This is a genomic window from Rathayibacter sp. AY1A7 (assembly GCF_002930845.1).
Classification (GTDB): Bacteria; Actinomycetota; Actinomycetes; order Actinomycetales; family Microbacteriaceae; genus Rathayibacter.
On record NZ_PSTL01000001.1, the window covers coordinates 410,958 to 435,082 of the forward strand.

Genomic DNA, 24,125 nt, shown 5'->3' on the forward strand with positions numbered 1-24,125 from the left:
CTCGCGGCCGGCGCCTCCCCGACAGGAGGCGCCGGCCGTTCTCCACGAAAGGCATCACGTGACGACAGCCACGACGGCTGCGGCGACGGCGCCCACCCGGCGACCGCGCGGCTCCGGGGGCGGACTCGGGCGCTACCTGCTCGTCCGCTTCCTGCTCATCATCCCCACCGTCTTCATCCTCGTGACGCTGGTGTTCCTCCTCATGCGCTCCACGGGCGACCCGATCACGGCGGCCCTCGGCGGCCGCCTGACCGCGGACCAGCTCGCCGAGCGTGTGGCCGCCGCCGGCTACGACCGGCCGCTGATCGTGCAGTACCTCGAGTACCTCGGCAAGCTGCTGACCGGCGACTTCGGCACCACTCTGAGCGACAACCGCCCCGTGACCGAGGTGCTCCTCACCTACGGCGCCGCGACGGTCGAGCTCGCCTTCTACGCCCTGATCGTGGCGTTCCTGGTCGGCATCCCGCTCGGGATGCTCGCCGCCTACCACCGCGACCGCACCCCCGACGCGGTGCTGCGCATCTTCGCGATCCTCTGCTACGCGACTCCGGTGTTCTTCGCGGGCCTGCTGCTGAAGCTGGTGTTCTCCGTCTGGCTGAAGTGGTTCCCCGTCGCCGGGCGCGCCTCGACGAGCACCGAGCTCTCGCTCCAGTTCCTCGAGAACAAGACCGGCATCTACCTGATCGACGCGATCCAGACCGGCGACCCGGCCGCGATCTCGGACGTGCTCTCTCACGCGGTGCTCCCCGCCGTCGCACTGGGCCTGCTCACCGCGGGCATCTTCCTGCGCCTGGTGCGCACCAACGTGATCGGCACGCTCGGCACCGACTACGTGGACGCGGCGCGCTCGCGCGGCGTCAGCGAGTTCCGGCTCGTCCGCACCCACGCCTACCGGCCGGCGCTCATCCCGATCATCACCGTGATCGGCCTGCAGATCGCCCTGCTGCTCGGCGGCGCCGTCCTCACCGAGACCACCTTCGAGTGGAAGGGCCTCGGCTTCCAGCTCGCCGAGTACCTCCAGGCCCGCGACTTCGTGGCTGTGCAGGGCATCGTCGCCCTGCTCGCCGTCATCGTGGCGCTGACCAACTTCATCGTCGACGTCATCGCGGCGCTCATCGACCCGCGAGTGAGGTACTGAGCATGAGCACCACCTCCCCGGCGCGTCCGCGCCGCCGCCTCGTCGACCGCCTGCCGGTCGTCCACCAGCTCCGGCAGAGCGTCGGTCTCCAGCGGGGGATGCTCGTCACCGGCCTGATCATCACCGGCGCGTTCCTGCTGGTGGCCCTGTTCGCGCCCCTCATCGCGCCCTACGGATACTCGCAGCTGCGCTCGGGCGGCGAGTCGTTCGGCGCGCAGCAGCCGCCGAGCGCGGAGCATCTGCTCGGCACCACCGTGGGCGGCTACGACGTCCTCTCGCGAGTGATCTGGGGAGCGCAGACCGCGTTCCTCGTGATCGTCGTCGCCGTGGTCCTGTCCATCTTCCTCGGCGTCTTCCTCGGCCTCGTCTCCGGCTACCTCGGCGGCTGGCTCGACCGCGTGCTCGTCGTGATCTGCGACGCGATCTACGCGTTCCCGACCCTGCTGCTGGCGATCGTGATGTCGATCGTCATCTCCGGAGGGCAGTCGAACCTCTGGGCCGGCATCTTCGCCGCGGCGGTCTCGATCACCGTGGTCTACATCCCGCAGTACTTCCGCGTGATCCGGGCCGAGACAGTGCGGATCAAGGGCGACGCCTTCGTCGAGTCGGCGAAGGTCATCGGAGCGTCGACGCCGCGGATCATGTTCCGCCACGTCCTGCGGAACGCGACGCGCACGCTGCCGCTGATCTTCACGCTGAACTCCTCCGAGGCGATCCTGACCCTCGCGGGCCTGGGCTTCCTCGGCTTCGGCATCGAGCCGACGTCGGCCGCGGAGTGGGGCTACGACCTCAACAAGGCGCTGTCGGACGTCACGAGCGGCATCTGGTGGACCTCGGTCTTCCCGGGCCTGGCGATCGTGCTCGTGGTGCTGGGCATCACCCTCGTGGGCGAGAGCCTGAACGACCTCGCCGACCCGCGCCTGCGCGGTCGGCGCGCGGTGGCCGCCGGTGCCGGCGACGTCGCCGCGACGTCCGTCGTGCCGGGCGGCGTCCTCGCCGCCGACGGCCTGGAGACGCCGGGGCACGACCCCGTCGCCGGAGTGGAGGAGACGCGATGAGCGACCAGCGCATCGTCCGGGACGCCTCAGCGCGCCCGATCGTGGACATCACCGACCTCGAGGTCGCCTTCGCGAGCGACCGCGGCGCCGTCCGCGCCGTCGCCGGGGTGAGCCTGCGCGTCGAGCGCGGCGAGGTCCTGGCGATCGTCGGCGAGTCCGGCAGCGGCAAGACCGTGACCGCGAAGACCATCCTCGGCCTCCTGCCCGAGACGGCCACCGCCTCCGGGGTGGTCCTGCTCTCGAAGAAGGACGGCAGCGCGGCGACCGATGTCGTCTCCGTGCCGAAGGCCCGCCTCCGGGAGCTGCGCGGCACCGACGTCGCCATGGTCTTCCAGGAGCCGGGAACCGCCCTCAACCCGGTCTTCACGGTGGGCTGGCAGATCGCGGAGGGACTGCGCGCTCACGGCTCCGTCTCGAAGAAGGAGGCGCGCAAGCGCGCGATCGACGTCCTGCGCACCGTCGGCATCCCGGAGCCGGAGAAGCGGGTCGACTACTACCCGCACCAGTTCTCGGGCGGCCAGAAGCAGCGCGTCGTCATCGCGATGGCCCTGGTCCTGGATCCCGGCCTGATCGTCGCGGACGAGCCGACCACCGCGCTCGACGTGACCGTGCAGGCCGAGATCCTCGACCTGCTCCGCCGGTGCCGCGACGAGTTCGGCACCTCGATCGTGCTGATCACCCACAACATGGGCGTCGTCGCCGATCTGGCCGACCGCGTCGCCGTGATGTACCAGGGCGAGCTGGTCGAGGAGGCGACGGTCTCCGAGCTGTTCTCGGCGCCGAAGGCCGAGTACACGAGGAAGCTCCTCGCCGCCGTTCCGCACGTGGGCCAGGGCGTCGAGCGCGCCCGCGTTCGCGCCGTCGAGCGCGCCGAGGCCCCCGAGGCCGAGACGCTCGTCGCCGCCGAGGGCCTGCGGATCCAGTACCCCGGCCGGCTCGGCCGTCCCGGCTTCGTCGCGGTCGACGGCGTCTCGCTGCGCATCCGAGCGGGCGAGGTGCTGGGCCTCGTCGGCGAGAGCGGCTCGGGCAAGACCACCATCGGGCGCGCCATCGCGGGTCTGACGCCGGTGACCGGCGGGTCGCTGAAGGTCCTCGGCAAGGAGATGCGCGGCATCCGCGAGCGCGCCTTCCGGCCGGTCCGCGGCGACATCGGCTTCGTGTTCCAGGACCCGGCGTCGAGCTTCAACCCGCTGCTCACCATCGCGGAGTGCGTGGCCGAGCCGCTGATCGTGCACGGACGGGCCGGCGACGCCGCCGGGGCGCGCTCGCGCGTCGACGAGCTCCTGGAGGCGGTGCAGCTGCCCCGCTCCTACGGCGACCGCTACCCGCACGAGCTCTCCGGCGGCCAGCGCCAGCGCGCCAGTCTCGCCCGGGCCCTCGCCCTCGAGCCGAAGCTGCTGATCGCCGACGAGCCCACCTCGGCGCTCGACGTGTCGGTGCAGGCCCGCGTGCTCGAGCTGTTCGCCGAGCTGCAGCGCGAGTTCGGCTTCGCCTCGCTGTTCATCAGCCACGACCTCGCCGTGGTCGACCTGCTCGCCGACCGCATCGCGGTGCTCTACCGCGGCGAGCTGGTCGAGGAGGGGACGGGGGCCGAGGTGCTCGCCGCGCCGAAGCACCCCTACACGCAGCGCCTGCTCGCCTCCCTGCCCGTGCCCGACCCGGTCGAGCAGGCCTCGAGGCGCGAGCTCCTGCGCAGCATCGTCGAGGCGGAGCGCCGGGCGTGAGCCGGACCGCCGAGGATCCAGCCCCCATCGTCGTCGACGACCTCAGCGTCGAGTACCCGCCGCGCGGCATCAGCCGCCGGTGGACGGCGCTGCGGGGAGTGAGCCTCCGCGTGGAGCCGGGGGAGGTGCTCGGCATCCTCGGCGGCAGCGGCTCGGGCAAGTCCACGCTCGCGCGCGTGCTCGGCGGCGACGGCCTGGGGCACGACGGCGGCCGCACGCGCCCGGTGATCATCGGAGGGGACGCGACGGTCGCGGGGCACCGCCTCCGCTCGCTCCCCGCCCGCGAGCTCAAGCGCTTCACCGTCGACGTCGCGCATCTCGCGCAGGACGCCGGAGCGGCCCTCCGCCCCGAGCTGACCGTCTCGGAGCTGATCGCCGAGCCGATCTTCCTCCGCGACCGCCACTACGACCCGAAGGCCGCGGCGGTGCGGGTGGCGACGCTGCTCGACTCCGTGCACCTGCCGCTGTTCCTGCTGGACCGCTACCCCTACGAGCTCTCCAGCGGCCAGCGCCAGCGCGTGGCCGTGGCCCGCTCGCTCGTGCTCGGGCCGAAGGTGCTGATCGCCGACGAGCCGACCTCGGGCATCGACGCGACGGTGCGCGAGTCGATCGTCGACCTCCTCGCCGACCTGCGGCGCCGGGAGGGATTCGCGGCCGTCGTGGTCAGCCACGACATCGACGTGCTGAGCCGGGCGACCGACCGGATCGCCGTGCTCGTCGGCGGCGAGGTCGTCGCGTACGGGCCGCTGCTGGACGTGCTGATCGAGGCCCGGCACCCCTACGTGCGCGAGCTCGGAGCGGCCTTCGCCGAGTACGAGCGCTTCGACGCCTCCCGAGCGCAGCGCGTCGAGGCGGCCGACCAGTGACCGTCCCGCGCGTCGCGGTGCTCCCGCGGCCGAAGCCGGTGTTCGCCGAGGCGGTCGAGTCGGGCGGGGGAGTGGTCGTCGGACTCGACGGGAGTCCGGACGCGCTGCTCTGGCTGTCCTACGGCCGCACGGACGAGCTGGCCGCTGTGCTGGAGGAGCACCCGTCGATCCGCTGGGTGCAGCTGCCCTGGGCCGGCGTCGACGTCTTCGCGCCCGTGCTCGCCGCGTCTCGCGCGGACGTGGTCTGGACCAGCGCCAAGGGCGCCTACGCGGAGCCGGTGGCGGAGCACGCGCTCGCGCTGGTGCTCGCCCTCCTGCGCTCGCTGCCGGAGCGGGCGCGCGCCGCGTCGTGGGGGCCGAAGAAGGCGGTCACGCTGCACCGCGCCTCCGTGGTGATCGTCGGAGCAGGAGGGATCGCTCGCGAGCTCCTGCGGCTGCTCGCCGTCTTCGACTGCCGGGTGACGATCGTTCGCCGCGGAGACGAGCCGGTGGAGGGCGCGGTCCGCACCCTGCCGGCGTCGCGGCTCGCCGAGGCCGCGGCGGACGCCGACGTGCTGGTCCTTGCCGCCGCCGCCACCGCGGGCACGGAGCGGATGGTCGACGCGGGTCTGCTCGCGCGGCTCCCCGCCCACGCCGTGCTCGTCAACGTCGCCCGGGGGAGCCTCGTCGACACGGACGCGCTCGTCGCGGCCCTCGCCGAAGGCCGTCTCGCGGGCGCCGCGCTCGACGTGACGGACCCCGAGCCGCTGCCGGACGGGCATCCGCTCTGGAGCGAGCCCCGATGCCTGATCACGCCCCACAGCGCGGACACCCCCGAGATCACCGCGCCGCTCCTGGCCGAGCGCGTGCGCGCCAACGTGGCCGCCTGTGCCGCCGGCGGGCCGTTCGTCGGCCGCGTCGACCCGGGCTCCGGCTACTGAGTGCGCGCCCGATTTTGCGTTCGCGGAGAGTTTGCTAAAGTAGTACCGCGCTGATCGCCTCCGGGTGGTCGGATGATCCTCGATAGCTCAATTGGCAGAGCAATCGGCTGTTAACCGGTAGGTTCTTGGTTCGAGTCCAAGTCGGGGAGCGAAGGGTCCGGGACTCCACTCTCGGGCCCTTTTTTCGTGCCCGCGAGCGGTCGCCCTCGAGGGCCCACCCGCTCGGACCGACGATCGGAGGCGCGATGCGCGAGGACGTGCTCGCTCTCCTGCGCCGCCGCCCCGACGTCGAGGCGCCGGATCTCGTCGCCGTCGACGCCAGCGACCGCCTGCTGCTCGACCTCGCCGCCGATCGCGGCCGCCTCGCCGTGATCGGGGACGCCTACGGGGCGCTGAGCCTCGGCCTCGCCGCCGACGGACGTGCCGTGCGCGTCGTGCAGGACTCGATCACCGCCGAGCGCGCTCTCGCGCAGAACCTCGAGACGGTGCGGGGGTCGGGCGTCGATCTCGCGCCGATCGAGATCGTCGACTCCGTCGCGGAGGCCGTCCGCGACGCCGACGCGGTGCTCCTGCGCCTGCCGCGCTCACTCGACGCCCTGGCCGCCGTCGCGGCCGGGACTGCACTCGCGAACCCGGCGGCGACCCTGATCGGCGCCGGCCGCATCAAGCACATGACCCGCACGATGAACGACGTGCTCGCCGTGCGCTACGAGCGGATCGACGTCTCCCTCGCCCGGCAGAAGTCGCGCGCCCTGCTCGCGAGCGGCGCGCTCCCCGACCAGCCGCCCGCGCCCGGGCCCGAGCGGCGCCGTCTGGACGAGCTCGACCTCGAGGTCGTCGCACTGCCGGGAGCCTTCGCAGGTGCACGACTGGACCTCGGCACCCGCGCCCTCCTCGCCGCCCTCGATCTCGACTCCCTCCCCGCGGGCACCGCACTCGACCTCGGCTGCGGAACCGGCGTGCTCGCCGCCGTGGTGGCTAGGGCCCGCCCCGACCTCGCCGTGATCGCGACGGACACCTCGCGTGCCGCGGTCGAGTCCGCCCGGGCGACCGCGGCGGCAAATGGGCTGGCCGTCCGCGTCCTCCGCGACGACAACGCCTCGACGCTGGAGGCGTCCTCCGTCGACGTCGTGCTCTGCAATCCGCCGTTCCACTCCGACGGTGCCGTCACCGACCTCGTCGCCCGGCGCATGCTGCGCGCGGCCGGCCGCGTGCTGCGCCCCGGAGGCGTGCTGTGGACGGTCTTCAACTCCCACCTCGCGCATCCGGCCGAGCTGCGCCGCGCGGTCGGGCCGACCTCGGTGGTGGCGCGCGACCGCCGCTTCACCGTCACCCGCTCCGTGCGCTCCGACGGCTGAGTACGGCTCCGCAACCCCCTCCGCGGCCTCAGGTCCGCTGTCCGCGGCGCGGGTACGATCTCTCTCCGGCGCTCCTGTGCCGAACCCGTCCCGTCCCCCCGGAGGCCGTCGTGCTCGAAGTCGTCCTCGTCCTCGCCCTGATCGCCCTGGTCGCGGTCGTCGTGCTGTGGCGCCGCGCCGTCGGCGCCGAGCGCCGTGCCGCCGAGAGCCGTGCGGAGGAGGCGGCGCGCGTCGTCCGCCTCGAGCTGGCGGTCGGCGAGCAGGAGGCGAGGCTCCGCATCGTCGGCGAGCTCGAGCAGCTCGCGGTCCGCAGCGCCGCGCACGTCGTCGAGGAGGCCGAGAGCGTCCGGCTCACGATCGACCGCGACCCCGCCGCAGCCGCGCGGTCGGCGCAGCGGGCCGTGCGGGCGGCCGAGGCCTCGCTGGCGCAGCTGCGCCGCATCGCGACCGTCGCCTCCGTCGATCCGGGGGAGCTGCCGCGCACCGGCGGCTCCGTCCCCCTGATCGAGGGCGCCCGCGAGCGAGGCCTGAGTGTCCGCGAGGAGTCGTTCGGCGAGCCGTTCCCGCTGCAGGACGGCGCCGAGGTGGCCGTGCTCCGGGTGCTCGAGTACGCCTTCGACTCGGCGCTGGAGACCGGCGGCGCGGGGACCGAGGTCCGCATCAGCTCCCGATGGACGACCACCGGCCTCCGGGTGGAGGTCGACGACGACCGCGAGCAGCACGGCGGGGCGGAGCAGGACGCCAGCGCTCTCGAGGCGGATCTGCGCTCGCTCACCGAGCGCATCGACAGCCCCGCGCTCGCCGAGCTGCGCGAGCGGGCCGCCCTCTTCGGCGGTGACGTGACCGAGAAGCGGACGCCCGGCGTCGGCCGGAGCGTCACCGCCTCGTTCCCCGCGATCCGCCACCACAACGGCGTGCACGGGGTCGACCTGGCCTGAGTCAGTCCTCGAGGTGCTCCACGCCGGGCAGCCACGAGACGCCGGGGCCGCCCCAGCCGCGCTTCCGGGTGATCTTCGCGACCGGCTTGTGGTAGTCGTGCTCGAGGCGGTCGATGTAGAGCACGCCGTCGAGGTGGTCGAACTCGTGCTGGAACACGCGGGCGAACCAGCCGTCCGCGACGATCTCGAACGGCTCCTGCTCGAGGTCGACCGCGCGGAGGATCGCGCGCTCGGAGCGGCGGAGCGGGAAGCGCTCGCCGGGGAAGGAGAGGCACCCCTCCGACTCCGTGTCCTCGGCCGCCTCGCCGAGCGGGGTCGGCGTGACGAACAGCTCGGGGTTGATCGCGACGCCGCGGCGGGGGGTGCCGTCGTCGTCGGCGTAGTCGTAGACGAACAGGCGCAGCGGGACGCCGACCTGCGGGCCGGCGAGGCCGACTCCGGGGGCGGTGTCCATCGTCTCGAACATGTCGGCGACGAGGGTGCGCAGCGCATCGTCGAACTCGGTGACGGGGGCGGCGGGGGAGTGCAGGACGGGGTCGCCGGCGATGCGGATGGGGAGGACGGCCATGGTGGACAGGGTACCGCGGGGCCGCCGACCGGGTCCGCGAGGATCATCCGCTGGGCTCAGCCCCTCACCCGTGCGTCGGAGGACTCCCGGAGGCGTTCTGGGTAGGGTCGACCCCATGCCCGCCGATCTCGCCGAACTCCTCAACGACCCGGCGAAGTTCATCGGCATCCCGATCGCTCTCGTGGGCGCGGTGTTCCTCTCCCTCGGCGCGCAGTTCCAGCACCGGGGAGTGGCGAAGGTGGAGCGGTTCTCGAAGCGCTCCGGCTCCTCCGGGCTCAGCGGCGGCCAGCTGGTCGCGCTGCTCTCGCGCCCCTCGTGGGTGATCGGCACCCTGCTCCTCGGCCTCGCGATCGTCTTCCAGCTGACGAGCCTCGGCTTCTCCCCGCTCATCGTGGTGCAGCCGCTCGGAGCGGTGGCGCTCGTGATCACCGCGGTCGTCAACGCGCGGGTCAGCCGGGTGCGCCTGAACGCGGCGTCGATCCGGGCGATCGTGCTCTGCGTCGGAGGCGTCGGCACGTTCGTCCTCGTGGCGGCGTTCAACGCGGTCGACAAGTCCATCCAGACGCCCGAGCTCATCACGATCCTCGTGATCCTCGCCGTGGTGCTCACGGTCTTCGTCATCGCCTTCCGCGTCTTCCGCCGCGGAGCGAAGGCGATCTTCTACATCGTGGGCGCCGGAGTGGTCTACGGCTTCGTCGCGACTCTCGCGAAGGTCGTGCTCAACCGCATCAAGTACGGCGAGTTCGACCCGCTGACGGTGGTCTGCATCGTGGCGCTCCTGGCCGCGACCGCGCTCGGCGGGTACTTCGTGCAGAACGCCTACTCCTCCGGCCCGCCGGACCTCGTCGTCGCGGGCCTCACCGTCATCGACCCGCTGGTCGCCGTCGCGATCGGCATCGTCGTGCTCGGGGAGGCGCAGTACGCGGCCCCGTGGGCGATCCCGCTCTTCATCGCGGCCGGTGCCGTCGCCATCTACGGCGTCTTCCTCCTCGCCAAGCACCACCCGCAGGCGCGCTGACGGCGCGGGATCCCGAGTGGTGAGGAGTCCTCTGCCTACAATGGGTCCGCGCCGAGAGCCACGAAACCGACCGACCTCCGCCGATCGCTCCCTTCTCTCCCCGAGCGGCACGACACCGATAGGACCTCCCGTGTCAGATCCCCGCGACGCGTCCCGACCGGGATCGCCCGACTCCCGACCGCTGACGGTCGTGATCGGCTGCGACACCTTCGCTCCCGACGTGAACGGAGCCGCGAAGTTCGCCGAGCGCCTCGCCGCCGGTCTCGCGCAGCGCGGCCACGAGGTCCACGTCGTCGCCCCCTCGGCCGACGGCTGGAGCGGCACCCGGGTCGAGACGCACGAGGGCGAGCGGATCATCGTGCACCGGCTCTACAGCTGGCGCTGGTACCCGCACGACTGGCTGCGCTTCGCGATGCCGTGGCGCATCCGGCAGAACAGCGCGCGCATCCTCGACGAGGTGAAGCCCGACGTCGTGCACTTCCAGTCGCACATCATCGTCGGCCGCGGCCTCGGGATCGAGGCGGCCAAGCGCGGCATCCGCATCGTCGGCACGAACCACTTCATGCCCGAGAACATGCTCGAGTTCACCCTCCTGCCGAAGGCCGTGCAGGCCAAGGCCGTGGCGATGGCGTGGCGGGCCGCGCGCCGCACCTTCGGCCGGGCGGAGGCGGTCACCACGCCGACCCGCAAGGCCGCGCAGTTCCTCGAGAAGTACACGGGCCTCCGGGGCGTCCACGCCATCTCCTGCGGCATCGACGCCGACAACTACACGCCCGACTTCACGGCGCGCGCCGGCGACTCGATCCTCTTCGTCGGCCGCGTGACCGGCGAGAAGCACATCGACGTCCTGCTCCGCGCCGTCGCCCTGCTCGACCCGGCGCTCGACGCGAAGCTCGAGATCGTCGGCGGCGGCGACCAGATGCGCAACCTCCAGCAGCTCGCCGCGACCCTCGGCATCGCCGACCGCGTCCGCTTCACGGGCTACGTCTCGGACGCCGAGCTCAAGGAGGCGTACACCCGCGCCACCGTGTTCGCCATGCCGTCCATCGCCGAGCTGCAGAGCATCGCGACGATGGAGGCGATGGCCTCGGCCCTCCCCGTCGTCGCCGCCGACGCGATGGCCCTCCCGCACCTCGTGCACGACGGCGAGAACGGCTACCTCTTCGCGCCGGGCAGCGCCGAGGCCCTCGCCGACCGCCTCACCGCCGTGCTCACGGCCGACCAGGAGGACCTCGAGGCGATGAAGCGCGCCTCCCTCCAAATCGTCGCCGCGCACGACATCAACCGCACGATCAGCACCTTCGAGAGCCTGTATCGTGGGGAGCCGGTGGCCGATCCGGCCTCCGACGCAGCGTCCGCACCCGCCGCCACCTGACGGCCGCTCGGACGGCCGCCGCGGGGCGTTAGCTCAGCCGGTCAGAGCAGCGGACTCATAATCCGTCGGTCACGGGTTCAAGTCCCGTACGCCCTACTCCGCTCTACCCGCGGTGGTTCCTCCTCTCCAGCGCCGGGTCGGGCATCCACCTGATGTCGGTCTCGTCGGGGCGGGCGGTCCGGCCCCGTCAGGCCGACGGGCCGTGCCTCAGGACGGTGCCGACGCGGTCCTCGCCGGCACGCCGACCGCGGACGAGTCGGAGGCGACGTTGCGGACGACGACGGCGCCGGCTCCGACCCGCACACGGTCGCCGACGGTCACGTCCCCGACGATCGTCGCGCGGGCGCCGATGTAGACGTCGTCGCCGATGACGGGCGTCCGACCCTTCGACTCGCCGATGGTGACGCCGTGGTAGATGAACGCGTTCCTTCCGATCACCGTGCGCGGGTGCAGGATCACGCCGCGGCCCCAGTGGGGGAGCCGCAGGCCGGGCCCGACCTGAGCGGCCGGCGGCAGCTCGGCTCCGACGATCATGCGGGTCCAGACGAGATCGACCAGGCGGTAGACGAGGTGGAGGGGGAGCCGGGTCCTCCGAGAGCTCGAGTACTGCCCGAGTCGGAGGACGAGGACGGTGAGCCGGTCGGAGGCGTGGCCCTTGGCGGCCAGGTCCGCGCGGACGACGGCTCGGAGTTCGGCGAGATCCATGCTCCCAGTCTGAGTGGGAGCCTCGCGGGTGAGGGCGGGCCGTCGGAGATCGTCCGGGGCATGGCGAGCATCCGCGAGCGGACGACACGGTGGCTCGATGCGCTAGCACGTCCTGACGCGCCGCGCCCGTACTGGCCGCTCTCCGCTCGACGTGATTGCCTGAACCCGTGCCTGATCTTCCGATGTTCCCGCTCGGCTCCGTGCTCCTGCCGCACATGCCGCTCCCGCTCCGGCTGTTCGAGCCGCGGTACCTGCGGATGCTCGGCGACGTCCTCGAGGACGAGACCCTCGCGTTCGGCGTCGTGCTCATCGAGCGCGGCCAGGAGGTGGGCGGCGGCGACCAGCGGTTCGCGGTCGGCGCCCGCGCGCGCATCCTGAACATCGACGGGGCGGAGTCGTTCGTCACGCTCGACTCCGTGGGCGAGGAGCGCTTCGAGGTCGTCCGCTGGTACGAGGACGACCCGTACCCGCGCGCCGAGGTCCGCCTGCTGCCCGATCTGGAGTGGGACGAGAAGCACGCCCCCGCGCTGGCTGCGGCGGAGTCGGCGGTCCGCACGGCACTGGCGGTCGCGAGCGAGTTCGTCGAGCAGCGCTACGGCGCGGTCGTCGAGCTCGCCGAGGATCCGGCCGCGCACGCCTGGCAGCTCGCCGGCGTCGCACCGGTCACCGAGCTCGACCGCCTCGCGTTCCTCCGCAGCTCCACCATGGAGGAGCTGCTGGAGTCGGTCCGGGAGCGCTCCGCCGAGGCGACCGAGTCGTTCCGCGCCGGCTGGGCCTGAGCCCCGTCCCGGCGTCCCCCGACGAGCCCGTCAGTCCTCGAGGCTGACGCCGCGCTCCTCCGCCAGCTTGACCAGGTCGTCGACGACCACGAGCGCCATCCGCACCGAGCGGTCGCGGCGGTACTCCTCGTCGTCCGGGTCGATCCGCGAGGTGCGGTCGAGGGTCTCCTCGATCGACTGGGCGAGCTCGCGCCACGCGTCCTGACGGGCGTCGTCGACGAGCGTCGCGAGGTACTCCTCGTCCTGCGCACGCCTGTGGAGGGAGTCGGCGACCAGGAGCGAGAGCCGCTCGCGGTGGTCGAGGTTGTCGACGTCGGCCGAGCGGTAGTCGTGCACGTGGTCGGAGCGGCCGCCCACCGAGGTCACGTCGGCGGCGATGCCGCGCAGGCGCTCGGCGGCCGCCTCGGACTCGCGCGCCAGCTTCTCGAGCTCCTCCGCGGCGACGACGGAGTAGCGGCCCGAGTCGAAGGGGACGTCAGCACCGAGGCCGTCCATCAGCACACGGTTCTTCACGGCCATCCGGCTCGCGTACTGCGCGAGCATCAGGCCCTCCTCGGCGGCCTCCTCGACGGAGGCGGGCTCGCGCGACGGGTTCTCATCGGGGTCGTACGGCTCCATCTTGAACCTGCGTCGACGCCGGAACCACACGTGCGTCACCTACATCCCGGAGCAGGCGCCCCGCCCGCCGGAGCACCTCTTCGAGAGTACCCGGCGGGCGGGCGCCGTGGTCGGCGGCTCAGGCCTCGCGCCAGTCGTTCTGCCGGAGGTGGGAGCCGGCCTGCGGCCCCATCTGCAGCATCCCGCCGTCCACGACGTACGAGGATCCGGTGATGTAGGAGGCGGCGGGAGAGGCCAGGAAGGCGACCACCGCCGCGATCTCGCGGGCGTCGCCGGGGCGGCCGAGGGGGATGCCGGGGCGGTCGATCGTGACGGGGTCCACGTCCTCGGCGTCGTTCATCGGCGTGGCGATCTCTCCGGGGGCGACGGCGTTGACGGTGATGCCGAGGTAGCCGAGCTCGAGTGCGGCGACCTTCAGCAGGCCGCCCAGCCCGTGCTTGGCGGCGGTGTAGGCGACGGAGCCGACCCGCGGCTGGTGTTCGTGGACGCTGGTGACCGCGATGATCCTGCCGCCCGTGCCCTGGGCCGCCATGCGCCGCGCGGCGCGCTGGAGGCAGACGAACGCTCCGTCGAGGTTCAGGGCGACGGTCGAGCGCCAGCTGTCGAGGCTCTGCTCGAGGAAGGGCTCGCCTCCGCCTCCGCCCGCATTGCTGACGGCGACGTCGAGCCCGCCCAGTCGATCCGCGAGGTCGTCGACCACGTCGCCCGCGCCCTCCAGATCCGTCGTGTCGAGGCGCGCGATCTCGGCGCGCCGGCCGAGGGAGCGCACCTCCTCCGCCGTGCCCTGCGCGCCCTCCTCGTCGCTGTGCCAGGTGATGCCGACGTCCATGCCCGCCTCGGCCAGTGCCACCGCGGTCGCCCGGCCGATGCCGGAGTCAGAGGCGGTCACCAGTGCACGGGTGGGCCGGAAGTCTCGAGGTCCCTGGGTCATGTCGTCTCCTGTCTCGATCGGGCCGCCGATCCGGCGGACACGGGTCGATCCCATCAGGGGATCCGACGCACTCGGGAGCCGGTTGACAGGTCCGGGCTCGCGCGAGACGCGTGGCGGTGTCCCCGCTGAGCGCCCCGATCGCGTTGACTGGGCGGATGGATCACCGGCGCATCTCGGTCGTCGTCCCCGTGAAGGACGACGCCCGCCACCTCGAGCAGCTGCTCGAGCTCCTCCGCGAGCAGACGCTCGCTCCGTTCGAGATCGTCGTCGTCGACGACGGGAGCACCGACGACAGCGCCGCCGTCGCGCGAGCGGCGGGCGCGCGGGTGGTGCGGCACGACGGAGCCGGGATCCCGGCGAGCACGGCGCACGGCTTCGACGAGGCGCACGGCGACGTCCTCGCACGGCTCGACGCCGACTCCCGCCCGGGACCCGACTGGCTGGCGCGCCTGGCCGGCCACTTCGCCGATCCCGAGGTCGGAGCGGTGACCGGTCCCGGACGCTTCGACGAGCTCGGCCCGATCGCCCGGGTGATCGCGCGGGTCGCCTACATGGACGCCTACTTCGTGCTGATGGGGTCGGCGCTGGCCAACTGGCCGCTCTTCGGCTCCAACTGCGCCGTCCGCCGGTCGGCGTGGGAGGAGATCGCGGAGGAGATGCACCGGCACGACGCCTACGTGCACGACGACGTCGAGATCAGCGTGCACCTGGGACTCCGGCACCGGATCGTGCTCGACCGCCACCTCGAGGTCGGCATCTCGGCCCGCCCCTTCGGCGCCTTCGCCGACATGCTCCGCCGGTTCGACCGCGCTCTGCACACGCTGGCGCGGCACCCCGGGATGGGGTCGTCCCTGCAGCGCTGGACGCACCGGGTGCGCCGCACCCACCGCGACCGACTGCGAGCGACGGCCGCGGCGCGCCGCTCCGGCTGACGAGGAGAACCGACGGCGCCGCCTGACGGCTAGGGCTGGGCCGCGTCCGGCCGGGCCGCGTCGGGCTCGGCCTCCGCCGCCCGATCCTCTCCGGGCGCGGTGCGCCCCTCCTTCGGCATCGCCCAGACCGCGGCGAGCATGCCCACGGCGAGGACCGTGAGCGCGATGCAGACGAAGCGGGTGCCCTCGGCGAGGTCCGCCGGTGCGGGGACGCCGCCGCCCGCCTTCGCGTTCACGATCGCGCCGAACACGGCCACGGCGACGGCGCTGCCGATGTTCCGGGCGAAGAAGTTGGTCGAGGAGACCACTCCGCGCTCGTTCCAGTCGACGCTCGACTGCGCCCGGATCAGCGTCGGAGTCGCCACGAGCCCCATGCCGGCGCCGATCAGCACGCAGAAGCCGGCGATCTCCCACAGCGTCGAGGAGGCGCCGAGCAGGATGGTCAGCGCCGTGCCGATCACGACGAGCCCCGCTCCGAGGAAGCCCGTGTTGCGGAAGCCGATGCGCAGGTAGAGCCGGCCCGACAGGCTCGCCGCGACCGGCCAGCCGAGCGTCATCGCCGCGACGGCGAAGCCCGCGCCGAGGGCGGAGCTGTCGAGCACGCCCTGCGCGAAGGTCGGGAAGTACGAGGTGACGCCGAGCGTGATCGCGCCGACGGTCACCGAGACCAGGCTGGTCGAGATCAGCACGCGCCGCGTGAGGACCCAGAGGGGGAGCACCGGGGCGGCCGCGCGCCGCTCGATCGCGACGAAGCAGGCGAACGCGAGGGCCGAGACGACGAACACGCCGACTCCGGCGGGGGAGAGCCACGGCCAGGCGCTGCCGCCCTCGAGCAGCCCGAGGATGAGCAGCGCGGTGCCCACGGCGAGCACGGAGGCGCCCGCCACGTCGATCCGCTGCTTCTCGCCCCGTGTGGTCTCGCGGAAGCTGCGGATCAGGAGGAACGCCGCCAGGAGGCACAGGGGGATGTTGACGAGGAAGATGCCGCGCCAGGCGCCCAGGTCCGAGAGCACGCCGCCGAGGGTCGGCCCGACGACCGAGGAGATGCCCCAGACGCTCGCGAGGTAGCCCTGGGTCTTCGCACGCTCGGCGACCGTGTAGATGTCGCCGGCGATGGTGATGCCCATCGGCTGGATCGCTCCGGCCCCCAGGCCCTGCAGGGCTCGGAACGCGATCAGCGCGGGCATGCTCCAGGCGAGGCCGCACAGGAGCGAGCCGACCAGGAACAGGGCGATGCCGATCAGCATGATGGGCTTGCGCCCGATCACGTCGGCGAGCTTGCCGTAGAGGGGGACCGAGACGGCCTGGGCCAGCAGGTAGATCGAGAACAGCCAGGGGAACTGCTCGAAGCCCCCCAGGTCGGCGACGATGGACGGCACGGCCGTCGAGAGGATCGTGGCGTCGAGGGCGACCAGAGCGGTCGAGATCATCAGGGACAGCAGGATCGGGCCGCGCTCCGAGCGCAGTCCGACACTCGCGCGGGTGGGGGCGTCGGTCACTCTGCCCAGGCTATTCCACAGCCGGGGGATAGAAGCGGGGAGGAGAGGATCCGCTCCGGGGCTCGGTAGACTGGTGGCATGGAACTCGTTCTCTGGCTCGTCGTGTCCGCCATCGCCGGTGTCGGCCTCGTCTCCGGAGTCGCGGCTCTCATCGCCATGACGCGGGCGCCCTGGTCGGCCGACAAGTAGCCGCCCGGCCGGCCTCGCGCCGGCACTACTCGTAGATCCGCACCACGCTCCACTGCGGCTCCGTCGACGCGACCACGTCGAGCACGAACGCTCCGCCGGTCGCGAGGTCCGTCGCCTGGAAGCGCCAGCCGCCGATGCTCACCGGTGTGCGCCCGAACGTCGGCGGGAACCCCTCGAGGGGCGCCCACCACTCGCTCGTGCAGGTCCACACCGTCGGCCGGTCGGTCACCCGGTAGCTCCCGCCCCGCCACTCGAGCGCGATCGGCACTCCCTCGCCGTCGGTCGAGACCAGCGCCGTCTCGTCGATCACCGCCATCGTCGTGCTCCCGTTCACTCGCCGGACCCGGTTGGCCGTTCGAACATGTGTTCGATAGTCTGCGAGTGTACGCCGCGGCGCTCGTGCTCGCCACGGCCGCGGATCGACCGGTGGGAGGCGCGATGATCGAGTGGAGTCCGCTCCAGATGCTGCGCAGCAGCGGGCAGGACGAGTGGGTGATGGTCGACGCCCTGCGCACCGGCCGGATCGGCCTGGTGCGCCGCATCGAGACCGGCCCGTACCGCGAGACCTGGTTCCGCGCGGTGACGTGGGCGGCGGAGCCGGAGAGGCGGACGCTCGTGGGCTACTCCCGCTCGATGGACACCATCGCGGCCGCCCTGTGGGCCCATCAGCCGCCGACGGCGCAGGAGAAGCCCTTCCCCGGCTACCCGCCCTCGCGGCCGTCGCCGTGACTCCTTCAGCGAGAGGGGGCCCGGCCGTCCCCGCGACGGCGGCCTCCGTGTCCGCCACGGGGGAGAATGGCCCGATGCTCCTCGCACTCGTCGGCGGCCCCACGGGGGCGTGGCGGGCGGTCGACCCCGTCGGCGGCGCCGAGGCCGGGAGCGGCCGGGGTCCGGCCGAGCTGGCGGCGTTCGTCCGGGAGCGGGAGCCGGACCGCCCGCGCTGGGTCTGGGACGACACCGCGCGCTGGTACCCCGTACTGCTGTCGGCCGGCGTGGTCGTCGCCCGGTGCCACGACCTCCGGCTGGCCCGCGCGATCCTCCGCCGCTCGGTCTCCGCCGCCGCATCGGCTCTCGCGCGCTCGCCCCTCGACCCGTGGGACGCGGGAGCCGCGGCCCCCGCCGCGCAAAACACGCTGATCGGGTTCGAGGAGGCGGCGGGCGGCTCCGACGAGCTCGACCCCGTCCTCGAGCTGGCCCGGCAGGAGGAGGCGCTCTCCGGCGCCGCCGAGGCCGGCCGGCTCCGCCTGCTGCTCGCCGCCGAGTCCGTCGGCGCCCTGATCGCTCGCGAGATCGCCCACGCGGGGCTGCCGTGGCGCGCCGATGTGCACGACCGGGTGCTCACCGGGATGCTCGGCTCCCGCCCGCTCTTCGGCGGCCGCCCGGCCCTGCTGGAGGCGCTGGCCGTCCGTCTGCGCGACGAGCTCGGCGCGCCCGAGCTCAATCCCGACTCGCCGGCCGAGCTCCTCAAGGCGCTGCGGCGCGCGGGGCTGCCGGTCGAGTCGACGCGCTCCTGGGAGCTGCAGTCCCTCGAGCACCCCGCGGTGCCGCCCCTCCTGGAGTACAAGAAGCTCTCCCGGCTGCTCACCGCCAACGGCTGGGCCTGGCTCGACGCGTGGGTGCGCGACGGACGGTTCCGGCCGGAGTACGTGGTGGGCGGCGTCGTCACCGGCCGCTGGGCGACCTCGGGCGGAGGGGCGCTGCAGCTGCCGCGGCAGATCCGCGCCGCGGTCACCGCGGATCCGGGCTGGAGCCTCGTGGTCGCGGATGCCGCGCAGCTCGAGCCGCGCATCCTCGCCGCGCTCTCGGGCGACTCGGCCATGGCCGCCGCCGGGCGGGGCCGCGACCTCTACCAGGGCATCGTCGACGCCGGCGTGGTCCCCGATCGGCCGCGGGCGAAGGTCGCGATGCTGGGGGCGATGTACGGGGCGACGAGCGGGGAGGCCGGGCGGCTGCTCCCGAGGCTCGCCCGTGCCTACCCGCGCTCGGTCGCGCACGTCGAGGCGGCGGCTCGGGCGGGGGAGCGCGGCGAGAGCGTCTCGACGTGGCTCGGGCGCAGCTCGCCTCCCGGCCCCGAGGGGCTCTCGGCCGATGCGGCGCGGGCACGCGAGTGGGGACGCTTCACCCGCAACTTCGTGGTGCAGGGGACCGCGGCCGAGTGGGCGCTCTGCTGGATGGGCGAGCTGCGGGCGCGACTGCGCGCCGAGGGTGGCACGGTCGGCCGGGCGCACCTCGTCTACTTCCTGCACGACGAGGTGATCGTGCACGCTCCCGCCGACGTCGGCGAGCGGGTCGCCGCGATCGTCCGCGAGGCGGCGGTGCGCGCCGGACGCTCGCTCTTCGGAGAGGGCGAGGTCGACTTCCCGGTCACCGTCGCCGTCGTCGACTCCTACGACCAAACGAAGTGAGGCGCGGGATCAGTACCAGTGCGGCGAGCGGTTGTTCCAGCTCGACCACGCGTTGCAGGGCGAGCCGTAGGCGCTCTTGATGTACGAGAGGCCCCAGTCGACCTGCGTCGCCGCGTTCGTCTGGTAGTCGGCTCCCGAGTTGGCCATCTTGCTCGCCGGGAGGGCCTGCGGGATGCCGTAGGCGCCGGAAGAGCGGTTCAGCGCGTTCCAGCGCCATCCCGACTCGCCGTTCCACAGCGGGATGAGGCACCGGTCGACCTGGTCGGCGCCCCAGCCGAAGCGACCGACGGCGGTCCGGGCGTAGGCCTGGGCCTGCGCGGGGGAGAGGCCGTCCGTGCGTCCGGCGTAGGTGCCGAGGGCGGCGATGGTCTTGGCGGAGCTGTTGCGCGCGCCGGTCGGGTCGTCGTCGCCGAGCTCGACCGGGCCGCCTCCGCCACCTCCGCTGTTGGAGGGCGCTGCCGGAGCAGCGGCCGCGGCGGGAGCCGACGCGGCGCGCTGGCGGGCGGCCTCGGCCTCGGCGGCGAGGCGGGAGAGGCGCTGCTGCTCCTCGAAGGCCGACTTCGCGTCCTGGCCGTCGGCGTACTCCCGCTCGATCTCGGCGGTGGTGTTCTTGAGCGAGGCGAGCTGGGTGTAGAGCTCCTGGCTGTACTTCTCCTGGTCGGCGACCTTGGCGTCGGCCTCGGCCTGAGCGGAGCGGGCGACCGAGAGCGCGTCGGCCGCGGCGGTGGCGAGGGAGACGCGCTCGCCCCGGGCCTGCTCGGCCTGAGCGGCGAGGGAGACGGCCTGGTTCTCGGTCGACTGCGCCGCGGTCTGGAGCCGGCTGGTCTGCTGGGTGAGCTGCGTCATGGTGCCGAGGCGGTAGAGCAGCTCGCTCGACTCGTCGCCGCCGATGAGGAGGTTGAGCGTCGCATCGGTCCCGCCGTTGCGGTAGAGCTGCGCGGCGAGACGGCCGGCCTGCTCCTTCGCTGCGTCGGCGTCCGAGCGGGCGGCGGAGGCGCGCTCCTCCAGGGCGCTCACGCGCTGGGTCGCCTCGTCGAGAGCGCTCTGCGCGGCGTCCGCCTCGGCGGCCCGGCTGATGGCGGCGTCGGTGAGGGCGGCGGCCTGGTCGCGCAGGTCGGCGAGGAAGGCGGTGATGCGGTCGACCTCGGCGGCGGTGGCGCTCTCGCTCGACTTCGCGGCCTCGACATCGGACCACGAGGGGTAGTCGGACGGGTCGTAGGCGGCGGACGCGGAGAGCGGGGCGGCGAGGGCGGCGCACAGGACGAGGACCGTGCCCGCTCCGGCGGCGACGAGGCGCCGGCGCGCCCGGGAGGGGACGCGGAGACCGAGGGGGGTGCGGGACATGCGAACCACCCTAGGCGACGGCACCCGCGCCTGTCTCGTCCTAGCTCGAGGCTCGACGGCCCCGGCGGGGACGCTCGAGAGCGTATCCGCGGACGCCCCGTCCCGGCCCGTCGCCCGTGAGCTCGTCGCGGGCCGCCTCGAGGAGGCGCCGCAGGGCCTCCTCCCGCACGCGGGCGGCGATCGCGGCGAGGCGGCGCTGCGGGTGCGCGTCCTCCTCCTCCGCCTGCTCGTCGGCGGTGGCGGGCAGCGAGCTCTCGTACGCGTCGAGGACGGCGGCGAGGTCGGCGCCGGACAGGCTCGAGGCCAGCAGCACCCGGTCGAGGACGTCGTCCCAGTCCTCCTCCGGGGACGCTCCGTCACCCGTCAGCCAGGCGGCCGCCTCCGCGCGGCCCTCGCTGGTGAGCGCGTGCAGGGGGAGGCCGTCATCGGTGGACCCGGCCGAGACGACGAGGCCCCGCTCGCGCAGGCGCTCGAGCGTCGAGTAGATCTGGCCGACGTTGACCCGGGGCCGGTGCGCGGCACGGTCGAGGAGCTCGGCGTGCAGCTGGAGGCCGTAGGCGGGGCCGAGCGTGAGCAGGGCGAGCAGGCCGTCGCGGACGGACACGGTGCTCCTCCCGGCGGGCGTCTGGCGGTGTGCGGCGTCCGGCGGCGCGGACGACCCGAGTATAGGCAGGAGCCGCCGGCGGCCGGTCGAGCAGGCGCGGCGAGCCGCCTTGACGGAGGTCCGCCGCTCCTGCATGATCGGGCGTGGTGGCACGTCCACCGTCATAGTCGAAGAAGGCGCACCGCAGAGTGTTCCGTGGTCCGGGTCGTTGGGGAAGACGCACCGGGACGAACGGAGGACACCATGGTGGCGCAGCAGACTCGGGGTGTGCTCTTCGTGCACTCCGCCCCCCGCGCGCTCTGCCCCCACCTCGAGTGGGGGACAGGTCGCGCCCTTGGTCGTGCCGTGAACTTCGCCTGGATCGAGCAGCCCGTGCTCCGCAGCACGTTGCGCGCCGAGTTCGCCTGGGAGGGCCCGGTCGGAACCGGTGCCGTCATCGCGTCCGCTCTTCGCGGCTGGGCCGACGTCCGCTACGAGGTCACCGAGGAGCCCTCTCCCGGCGTCGACGGCGGCCGCTGGATGCACACGCCCGAGCTCGGCATCTTCTACGCGCAGACCGACAGCGCGGGCAACACCGTCGTGCCCGAGGACCGCATCCGCTCCGCTATGGAGCTCGCCGGCGCCGATCCCATCGAGCTGCACCGCGAGCTGCGCCTCGCCCTCGGCCAGGCCTGGGAGGACGAGCTCGAGCCCTTCCGCTACGGCGGCGACTTCGCCCCCGTCGTCTGGATGCACGGGGTCGGCTGAGCTCGTTCGACGCCGCTCCTCGCGCGGCGTCGCGCAGTCGGCTCGGGGAGGTGGTCGGGTTCCGTGGAGCGGCTTGCGTCCGGCGACGCCGATCCGCTGGCACGCGGATCGGCGGATACGCCTCGCGGGGGCCGCTCGCTCCCGCCTCCCTGAACCAGGCGGCCAGCGGACCCCCGTTCCGGCAGAGGCCCGCCTCGAAGTCGCGTCGTCACCTCGCGGTTGCCGCTCGCTGGCACGTCGACCAGACGGTCGGCGGAGCACCGCGTTCCGGCGGAGGGCGTCGGAAGACTCGCGGAGCCGCCCGCACCTCTGTTGCGCCTGATCCGAGCATCCGACCCGAGTCTCGGCGAAGCCCGCGCTCCCACCCGGACAGCTTCGTTGATTGGAGCGTGCAACCCGAGTCGCGGCGAGGCCCGCGCTCCCACCTGGTCGGCTTCGTTGATCGGAGCATCCGACCCGAGTCGCGGCGAAGCCCGCGCTCCCCTCGAGCACAGCTGCTTGAACCGAAGCCTTCTACCCGAGCCGCGGCGAAGCCCGCGCTCCCACCCGGACAGCTTCCGCAATCGGAGTATCCGACCCGAGTCGCGGCGAAGCACGCGCTCCCCACCAGCACGGCGTGCTCACCAGCCCGCACCAGACGGCGGCGCAGATCCCGCGCGGCACGAGGCGTATCCGGGGATCCGCGTTCCAGCGGATCACCGTCGCCGCACCGCACCGGCCCTCGGAAACCCCGCCCCCCTCCCCAGCGGACGCGCCTGCGCCGCGCAAGGAGCGGCGCAGCCCGCTTTCCGCACGGTGGAGCGGGGCTACGCCCCGCTACACCGTCCGGAAAGCGGCAACAGCATTGTGCCCCCCGAACCCGAACGAGTTCGAGATGGCGACCAGCGGTCCGTCGCCGAGGGCGCGGGGGCTGGTGACGACGTCGAGGGGGATCTGGGGGTCCTGCTCGAAGAGGTTGATGGTGGGGGGTGCGGTGCGCTCGTGGAGGGCGAGCACGGTGAAGATGGCCTCGAGCGCGCCGGTGCCGCCGAGGAGGTGGCCGGTGGACGCCTTGGTCGCGGAGACGGCGATGTTCGGGAGGTGGTCGCCGAAGACGCGCAGCAGGGCGCGGTACTCGGCGATGTCGCCGACCGGGGTGCTCGTCGCGTGGGCGTTGACGTGGGTGACGTCGGTGAGCGCGGCTCCGGCCTGCTCGAGGGCGCCGATCATGGCACGGGCGGCGGCGGAGCCCTCGGGGTCCGGCGCCGTGATGTGGTACGAGTCGCTGGTGACGGCGCCGCCGGCGAGCTCCGCGTAGATGCGGGCTCCGCGGGCGAGGGCGTGCTCCTCGGTCTCGAGGATGAGCGTCGCGGCGCCTTCTCCGAGGACGAAGCCGTCGCGGGAGACGTCGTAGGGGCGCGAGGCGGTCGCCGGGTCGTCGTTGCGGCGCGAGAGGGCCTGCATCGACGCGAAGGCGGCGATCGGGAGCGGGTGGACGACCGACTCCGTGCCGCCGGCGACGACCACGTCGGCGAGGCCGAGCTGCATGTGCTCGTAGGCGTTCGCGAGGGCCTCGGTGCTGGAGGCGCAGGCCGACACGTCGGTGCGGGCGTAGGCGCGGGAGGGGATGGCCATGCTGATGGCGGCGGCGGCCGCGTTGGGCATGAGCATCGGGATGGTCATCGGGAGGACCCGGCGGGGACCGCGCTCGCGGAGGGTGTCCCACGCGTCGACGAGGGTCCAGAGGCCGCCGATGCCGGTCGAGTAGTCGACGCCCACGCGGAGCGGGTCGACGTCGGTGATGCCGGAGTCGGCCCAGGCCTCGCGGGCCGAGATGAGCGCGAACTGGCTGGAGGGGTCGAGGCGCTTCGCCTCCGGGCGGGAGAGCACCTCCTCCGGGCGGACCTTGGCCTGGGCGGCGAAGGTGACCGGGATGTCGTACTGGGCGACCCAGTCCTGCTCGAGGGAGCGGACGCCTGATTCGCCGGCGAGGAGTGCGTTCCAGGACTCCCGGGCGGTCCCGCCGAGGGGAGTGCTGGCACCGATTCCGGTGACGACGATCTTCTTGGTCATGACGAGCTTCTCTGTTCCGTGTGGGTGGGTGCCGGGCTCACCCCGGCCGACGATCGCCGGCCGGGGTGTCCGCCACGAGGACGGGGTGCGCGGGCGACGACTACTCGGACGCCTTGACGATGAAGCGGACCGCGTCGCCGACCGTCTTGAGGTTCTTGACCTCGTCGTCGGGGATCTTCACGTCGAACTTCTCCTCGGCGTTGACGACGATGGTCATCATCGAGATGGAGTCGATGTCGAGGTCGTCGGTGAACGACTTGTCCATCTCGACGGAGTCGGTGGCGATGCCCGTCTCGTCGTTGACAAGCTCGGCCAGGCCGGCGAGGACTTCTTCGTTGGACAGTGCCATGGTTCTCT

At 73.2% G+C, this 24,125-nt stretch carries 24 protein-coding genes and 2 tRNA genes; 16 read left to right on the forward strand and 10 right to left on the reverse strand.

Translation table 11 applies throughout. The features are described from left to right. The first annotated feature begins 58 nt into the window (after window positions 1-58). The 8 genes from C5B95_RS01800 (at window position 59) to C5B95_RS01835 (ending at window position 8,002) form a co-directional block, all read left to right on the forward strand. Window positions 59-1,138: an ABC transporter permease gene (locus C5B95_RS01800; RefSeq protein WP_104223444.1), complete on the forward strand. Its 1,080-nt coding sequence runs from the start codon at window positions 59-61 to the stop codon at window positions 1,136-1,138. Window positions 1,139-1,140: 2 nt separating this feature from the next. Continuing rightward, the gene (locus tag C5B95_RS01805; RefSeq protein WP_104348342.1) at window positions 1,141-2,196 is read left to right on the forward strand and encodes an ABC transporter permease; all 1,056 of its coding nucleotides are present in this window, start codon (window positions 1,141-1,143) and stop codon (window positions 2,194-2,196) included. Beyond that, window positions 2,193-3,920: an ABC transporter ATP-binding protein gene (locus C5B95_RS01810; protein WP_104226684.1), complete on the forward strand. Its 1,728-nt coding sequence runs from the start codon at window positions 2,193-2,195 to the stop codon at window positions 3,918-3,920. Before C5B95_RS01805 ends, C5B95_RS01810 begins: the two co-directional genes overlap by 4 nt. Continuing rightward, entirely contained in the window at window positions 3,917-4,786 is an 870-nt protein-coding gene (locus tag C5B95_RS01815) for an ATP-binding cassette domain-containing protein (RefSeq protein WP_104348343.1), read from the forward strand. Before C5B95_RS01810 ends, C5B95_RS01815 begins: the two co-directional genes overlap by 4 nt. After that, window positions 4,783-5,706, forward strand: a complete 924-nt coding sequence (locus tag C5B95_RS01820) for an NAD(P)-dependent oxidoreductase (RefSeq protein ID WP_258059733.1) — start codon at window positions 4,783-4,785, stop codon at window positions 5,704-5,706. The genes C5B95_RS01815 and C5B95_RS01820 overlap by 4 nt, the downstream gene beginning before the upstream one ends. A 76-nt stretch (window positions 5,707-5,782) precedes the next feature. Beyond that, a tRNA-Asn gene (locus C5B95_RS01825) sits at window positions 5,783-5,855 on the forward strand. Window positions 5,856-5,951: 96 nt separating this feature from the next. Further along, window positions 5,952-7,064, forward strand: a complete 1,113-nt coding sequence (locus C5B95_RS01830) for a class I SAM-dependent methyltransferase (RefSeq protein ID WP_104348344.1) — start codon at window positions 5,952-5,954, stop codon at window positions 7,062-7,064. Between the two features lie 110 nt (window positions 7,065-7,174). Further along, entirely contained in the window at window positions 7,175-8,002 is an 828-nt protein-coding gene (locus C5B95_RS01835) for a hypothetical protein (RefSeq protein ID WP_104297522.1), read from the forward strand. Between the two features lies 1 nt (window position 8,003). Here the strand turns inward: C5B95_RS01835 and def are convergent, their stop codons facing one another. Then, entirely contained in the window at window positions 8,004-8,570 is a 567-nt protein-coding gene (gene def, locus C5B95_RS01840) for a peptide deformylase (protein ID WP_104317216.1), read from the reverse strand. A gap of 115 nt (window positions 8,571-8,685) precedes the next feature. Between def and C5B95_RS01845 the strand changes: the two genes are divergently transcribed. The 3 genes from C5B95_RS01845 (at window position 8,686) to C5B95_RS01855 (ending at window position 11,059) form a co-directional block, all read left to right on the forward strand. Further along, window positions 8,686-9,588 carry a DMT family transporter gene (locus C5B95_RS01845; RefSeq protein WP_104223451.1) on the forward strand — a complete coding sequence of 301 codons (903 nt, stop codon included), beginning with the start codon at window positions 8,686-8,688 and terminating at the stop codon, window positions 9,586-9,588. 130 nt (window positions 9,589-9,718) lie between these two features. Then, a complete protein-coding gene (locus C5B95_RS01850) occupies window positions 9,719-10,963 on the forward strand; it encodes a glycosyltransferase (protein ID WP_258059734.1) in 1,245 nt (414 codons plus the stop codon). Window positions 10,964-10,985: 22 nt separating this feature from the next. Then, window positions 10,986-11,059: transfer RNA gene (locus C5B95_RS01855), tRNA-Ile, on the forward strand. 111 nt (window positions 11,060-11,170) lie between these two features. On the opposite strand, the gene C5B95_RS01860 is transcribed toward C5B95_RS01855, so the two are convergent. Beyond that, on the reverse strand, window positions 11,171-11,668 hold the full coding sequence (locus tag C5B95_RS01860; RefSeq protein ID WP_104295890.1) for a DapH/DapD/GlmU-related protein: 498 nt from the start codon (window positions 11,666-11,668) through the stop codon (window positions 11,171-11,173). A gap of 167 nt (window positions 11,669-11,835) precedes the next feature. Between C5B95_RS01860 and C5B95_RS01865 the strand changes: the two genes are divergently transcribed. Beyond that, the gene (locus C5B95_RS01865) at window positions 11,836-12,447 is read left to right on the forward strand and encodes an LON peptidase substrate-binding domain-containing protein (RefSeq protein ID WP_244229436.1); all 612 of its coding nucleotides are present in this window, start codon (window positions 11,836-11,838) and stop codon (window positions 12,445-12,447) included. Window positions 12,448-12,477: 30 nt separating this feature from the next. Here the strand turns inward: C5B95_RS01865 and C5B95_RS01870 are convergent, their stop codons facing one another. Both C5B95_RS01870 and C5B95_RS01875 read right to left on the reverse strand, forming a co-directional pair. Then, window positions 12,478-13,065: a hypothetical protein gene (locus C5B95_RS01870; RefSeq protein ID WP_104223455.1), complete on the reverse strand. Its 588-nt coding sequence runs from the start codon at window positions 13,063-13,065 to the stop codon at window positions 12,478-12,480. Window positions 13,066-13,183: 118 nt separating this feature from the next. Further along, window positions 13,184-13,996 carry an SDR family oxidoreductase gene (locus C5B95_RS01875; protein WP_104348376.1) on the reverse strand — a complete coding sequence of 271 codons (813 nt, stop codon included), beginning with the start codon at window positions 13,994-13,996 and terminating at the stop codon, window positions 13,184-13,186. Window positions 13,997-14,151: 155 nt separating this feature from the next. Between C5B95_RS01875 and C5B95_RS01880 the strand changes: the two genes are divergently transcribed. Beyond that, window positions 14,152-14,928 (forward strand): glycosyltransferase family 2 protein, encoded by a 777-nt coding sequence (locus C5B95_RS01880; RefSeq protein WP_104223456.1) that lies wholly within the window; start codon window positions 14,152-14,154, stop codon window positions 14,926-14,928. Between the two features lie 29 nt (window positions 14,929-14,957). Here C5B95_RS01880 and C5B95_RS01885 read toward each other — a convergent pair whose 3' ends face one another. Together C5B95_RS01885 and C5B95_RS01890 are read right to left on the reverse strand one after the other, a co-directional pair. Next, the gene (locus C5B95_RS01885) at window positions 14,958-16,358 is read right to left on the reverse strand and encodes an MDR family MFS transporter (protein WP_104348377.1); all 1,401 of its coding nucleotides are present in this window, start codon (window positions 16,356-16,358) and stop codon (window positions 14,958-14,960) included. 283 nt (window positions 16,359-16,641) lie between these two features. Then, the gene (locus C5B95_RS01890; protein WP_104226677.1) at window positions 16,642-16,950 is read right to left on the reverse strand and encodes a hypothetical protein; all 309 of its coding nucleotides are present in this window, start codon (window positions 16,948-16,950) and stop codon (window positions 16,642-16,644) included. 47 nt (window positions 16,951-16,997) lie between these two features. Between C5B95_RS01890 and C5B95_RS01895 the strand changes: the two genes are divergently transcribed. Together C5B95_RS01895 and C5B95_RS01900 are read left to right on the forward strand one after the other, a co-directional pair. Continuing rightward, window positions 16,998-17,345 carry a hypothetical protein gene (locus tag C5B95_RS01895; protein ID WP_104223458.1) on the forward strand — a complete coding sequence of 116 codons (348 nt, stop codon included), beginning with the start codon at window positions 16,998-17,000 and terminating at the stop codon, window positions 17,343-17,345. A 74-nt stretch (window positions 17,346-17,419) separates the two neighbouring features. After that, entirely contained in the window at window positions 17,420-19,021 is a 1,602-nt protein-coding gene (locus C5B95_RS01900; protein ID WP_104348346.1) for a bifunctional 3'-5' exonuclease/DNA polymerase, read from the forward strand. 9 nt (window positions 19,022-19,030) lie between these two features. On the opposite strand, the gene C5B95_RS01905 is transcribed toward C5B95_RS01900, so the two are convergent. Together C5B95_RS01905 and C5B95_RS01910 are read right to left on the reverse strand one after the other, a co-directional pair. Continuing rightward, a complete protein-coding gene (locus C5B95_RS01905) occupies window positions 19,031-20,365 on the reverse strand; it encodes a hypothetical protein (RefSeq protein ID WP_104269256.1) in 1,335 nt (444 codons plus the stop codon). Between the two features lie 40 nt (window positions 20,366-20,405). Then, window positions 20,406-20,969 (reverse strand): PadR family transcriptional regulator, encoded by a 564-nt coding sequence (locus C5B95_RS01910; RefSeq protein ID WP_181067969.1) that lies wholly within the window; start codon window positions 20,967-20,969, stop codon window positions 20,406-20,408. A gap of 243 nt (window positions 20,970-21,212) precedes the next feature. Here C5B95_RS01910 and C5B95_RS01915 point away from each other — a divergent pair, with 243 nt between their 5' ends. Further along, window positions 21,213-21,716 (forward strand): DUF3145 domain-containing protein, encoded by a 504-nt coding sequence (locus C5B95_RS01915; RefSeq protein WP_104226674.1) that lies wholly within the window; start codon window positions 21,213-21,215, stop codon window positions 21,714-21,716. Window positions 21,717-22,532: 816 nt separating this feature from the next. Here the strand turns inward: C5B95_RS01915 and C5B95_RS01920 are convergent. Continuing rightward, window positions 22,533-23,768, reverse strand: a complete 1,236-nt coding sequence (locus C5B95_RS01920; RefSeq protein WP_104226673.1) for a beta-ketoacyl synthase — start codon at window positions 23,766-23,768, stop codon at window positions 22,533-22,535. 100 nt (window positions 23,769-23,868) lie between these two features. Further along, a complete protein-coding gene (locus C5B95_RS01925) occupies window positions 23,869-24,117 on the reverse strand; it encodes an acyl carrier protein (protein WP_104223463.1) in 249 nt (82 codons plus the stop codon). Window positions 24,118-24,125: the final 8 nt, after the last annotated feature.

What these genes read in the sequence shown, in the direction of transcription:
- C5B95_RS01805 (WP_104348342.1), top strand. Translation starts at nt 1,141, where the DNA reads ATGAGCACCACCTCCCCGGCGCGTCCGCGCCGCCGCCTCGTCGACCGC.
- C5B95_RS01810 (WP_104226684.1), top strand. Translation starts at nt 2,193, where the DNA reads ATGAGCGACCAGCGCATCGTCCGGGACGCCTCAGCGCGCCCGATCGTG.
- C5B95_RS01830 (WP_104348344.1), top strand. Translation starts at nt 5,952, where the DNA reads ATGCGCGAGGACGTGCTCGCTCTCCTGCGCCGCCGCCCCGACGTCGAG.
- def (WP_104317216.1), bottom strand. Translation starts at nt 8,570, where the DNA reads ATGGCCGTCCTCCCCATCCGCATCGCCGGCGACCCCGTCCTGCACTCC.
- C5B95_RS01845 (WP_104223451.1), top strand. Translation starts at nt 8,686, where the DNA reads ATGCCCGCCGATCTCGCCGAACTCCTCAACGACCCGGCGAAGTTCATC.
- C5B95_RS01860 (WP_104295890.1), bottom strand. Translation starts at nt 11,668, where the DNA reads ATGGATCTCGCCGAACTCCGAGCCGTCGTCCGCGCGGACCTGGCCGCC.
- C5B95_RS01870 (WP_104223455.1), bottom strand. Translation starts at nt 13,065, where the DNA reads ATGGAGCCGTACGACCCCGATGAGAACCCGTCGCGCGAGCCCGCCTCC.
- C5B95_RS01875 (WP_104348376.1), bottom strand. Translation starts at nt 13,996, where the DNA reads ATGACCCAGGGACCTCGAGACTTCCGGCCCACCCGTGCACTGGTGACC.
- C5B95_RS01880 (WP_104223456.1), top strand. Translation starts at nt 14,152, where the DNA reads ATGGATCACCGGCGCATCTCGGTCGTCGTCCCCGTGAAGGACGACGCC.
- C5B95_RS01885 (WP_104348377.1), bottom strand. Translation starts at nt 16,358, where the DNA reads ATGATCTCGACCGCTCTGGTCGCCCTCGACGCCACGATCCTCTCGACG.
- C5B95_RS01900 (WP_104348346.1), top strand. Translation starts at nt 17,420, where the DNA reads ATGCTCCTCGCACTCGTCGGCGGCCCCACGGGGGCGTGGCGGGCGGTC.
- C5B95_RS01905 (WP_104269256.1), bottom strand. Translation starts at nt 20,365, where the DNA reads ATGTCCCGCACCCCCCTCGGTCTCCGCGTCCCCTCCCGGGCGCGCCGG.
- C5B95_RS01915 (WP_104226674.1), top strand. Translation starts at nt 21,213, where the DNA reads ATGGTGGCGCAGCAGACTCGGGGTGTGCTCTTCGTGCACTCCGCCCCC.
- C5B95_RS01920 (WP_104226673.1), bottom strand. Translation starts at nt 23,768, where the DNA reads ATGACCAAGAAGATCGTCGTCACCGGAATCGGTGCCAGCACTCCCCTC.
- C5B95_RS01925 (WP_104223463.1), bottom strand. Translation starts at nt 24,117, where the DNA reads ATGGCACTGTCCAACGAAGAAGTCCTCGCCGGCCTGGCCGAGCTTGTC.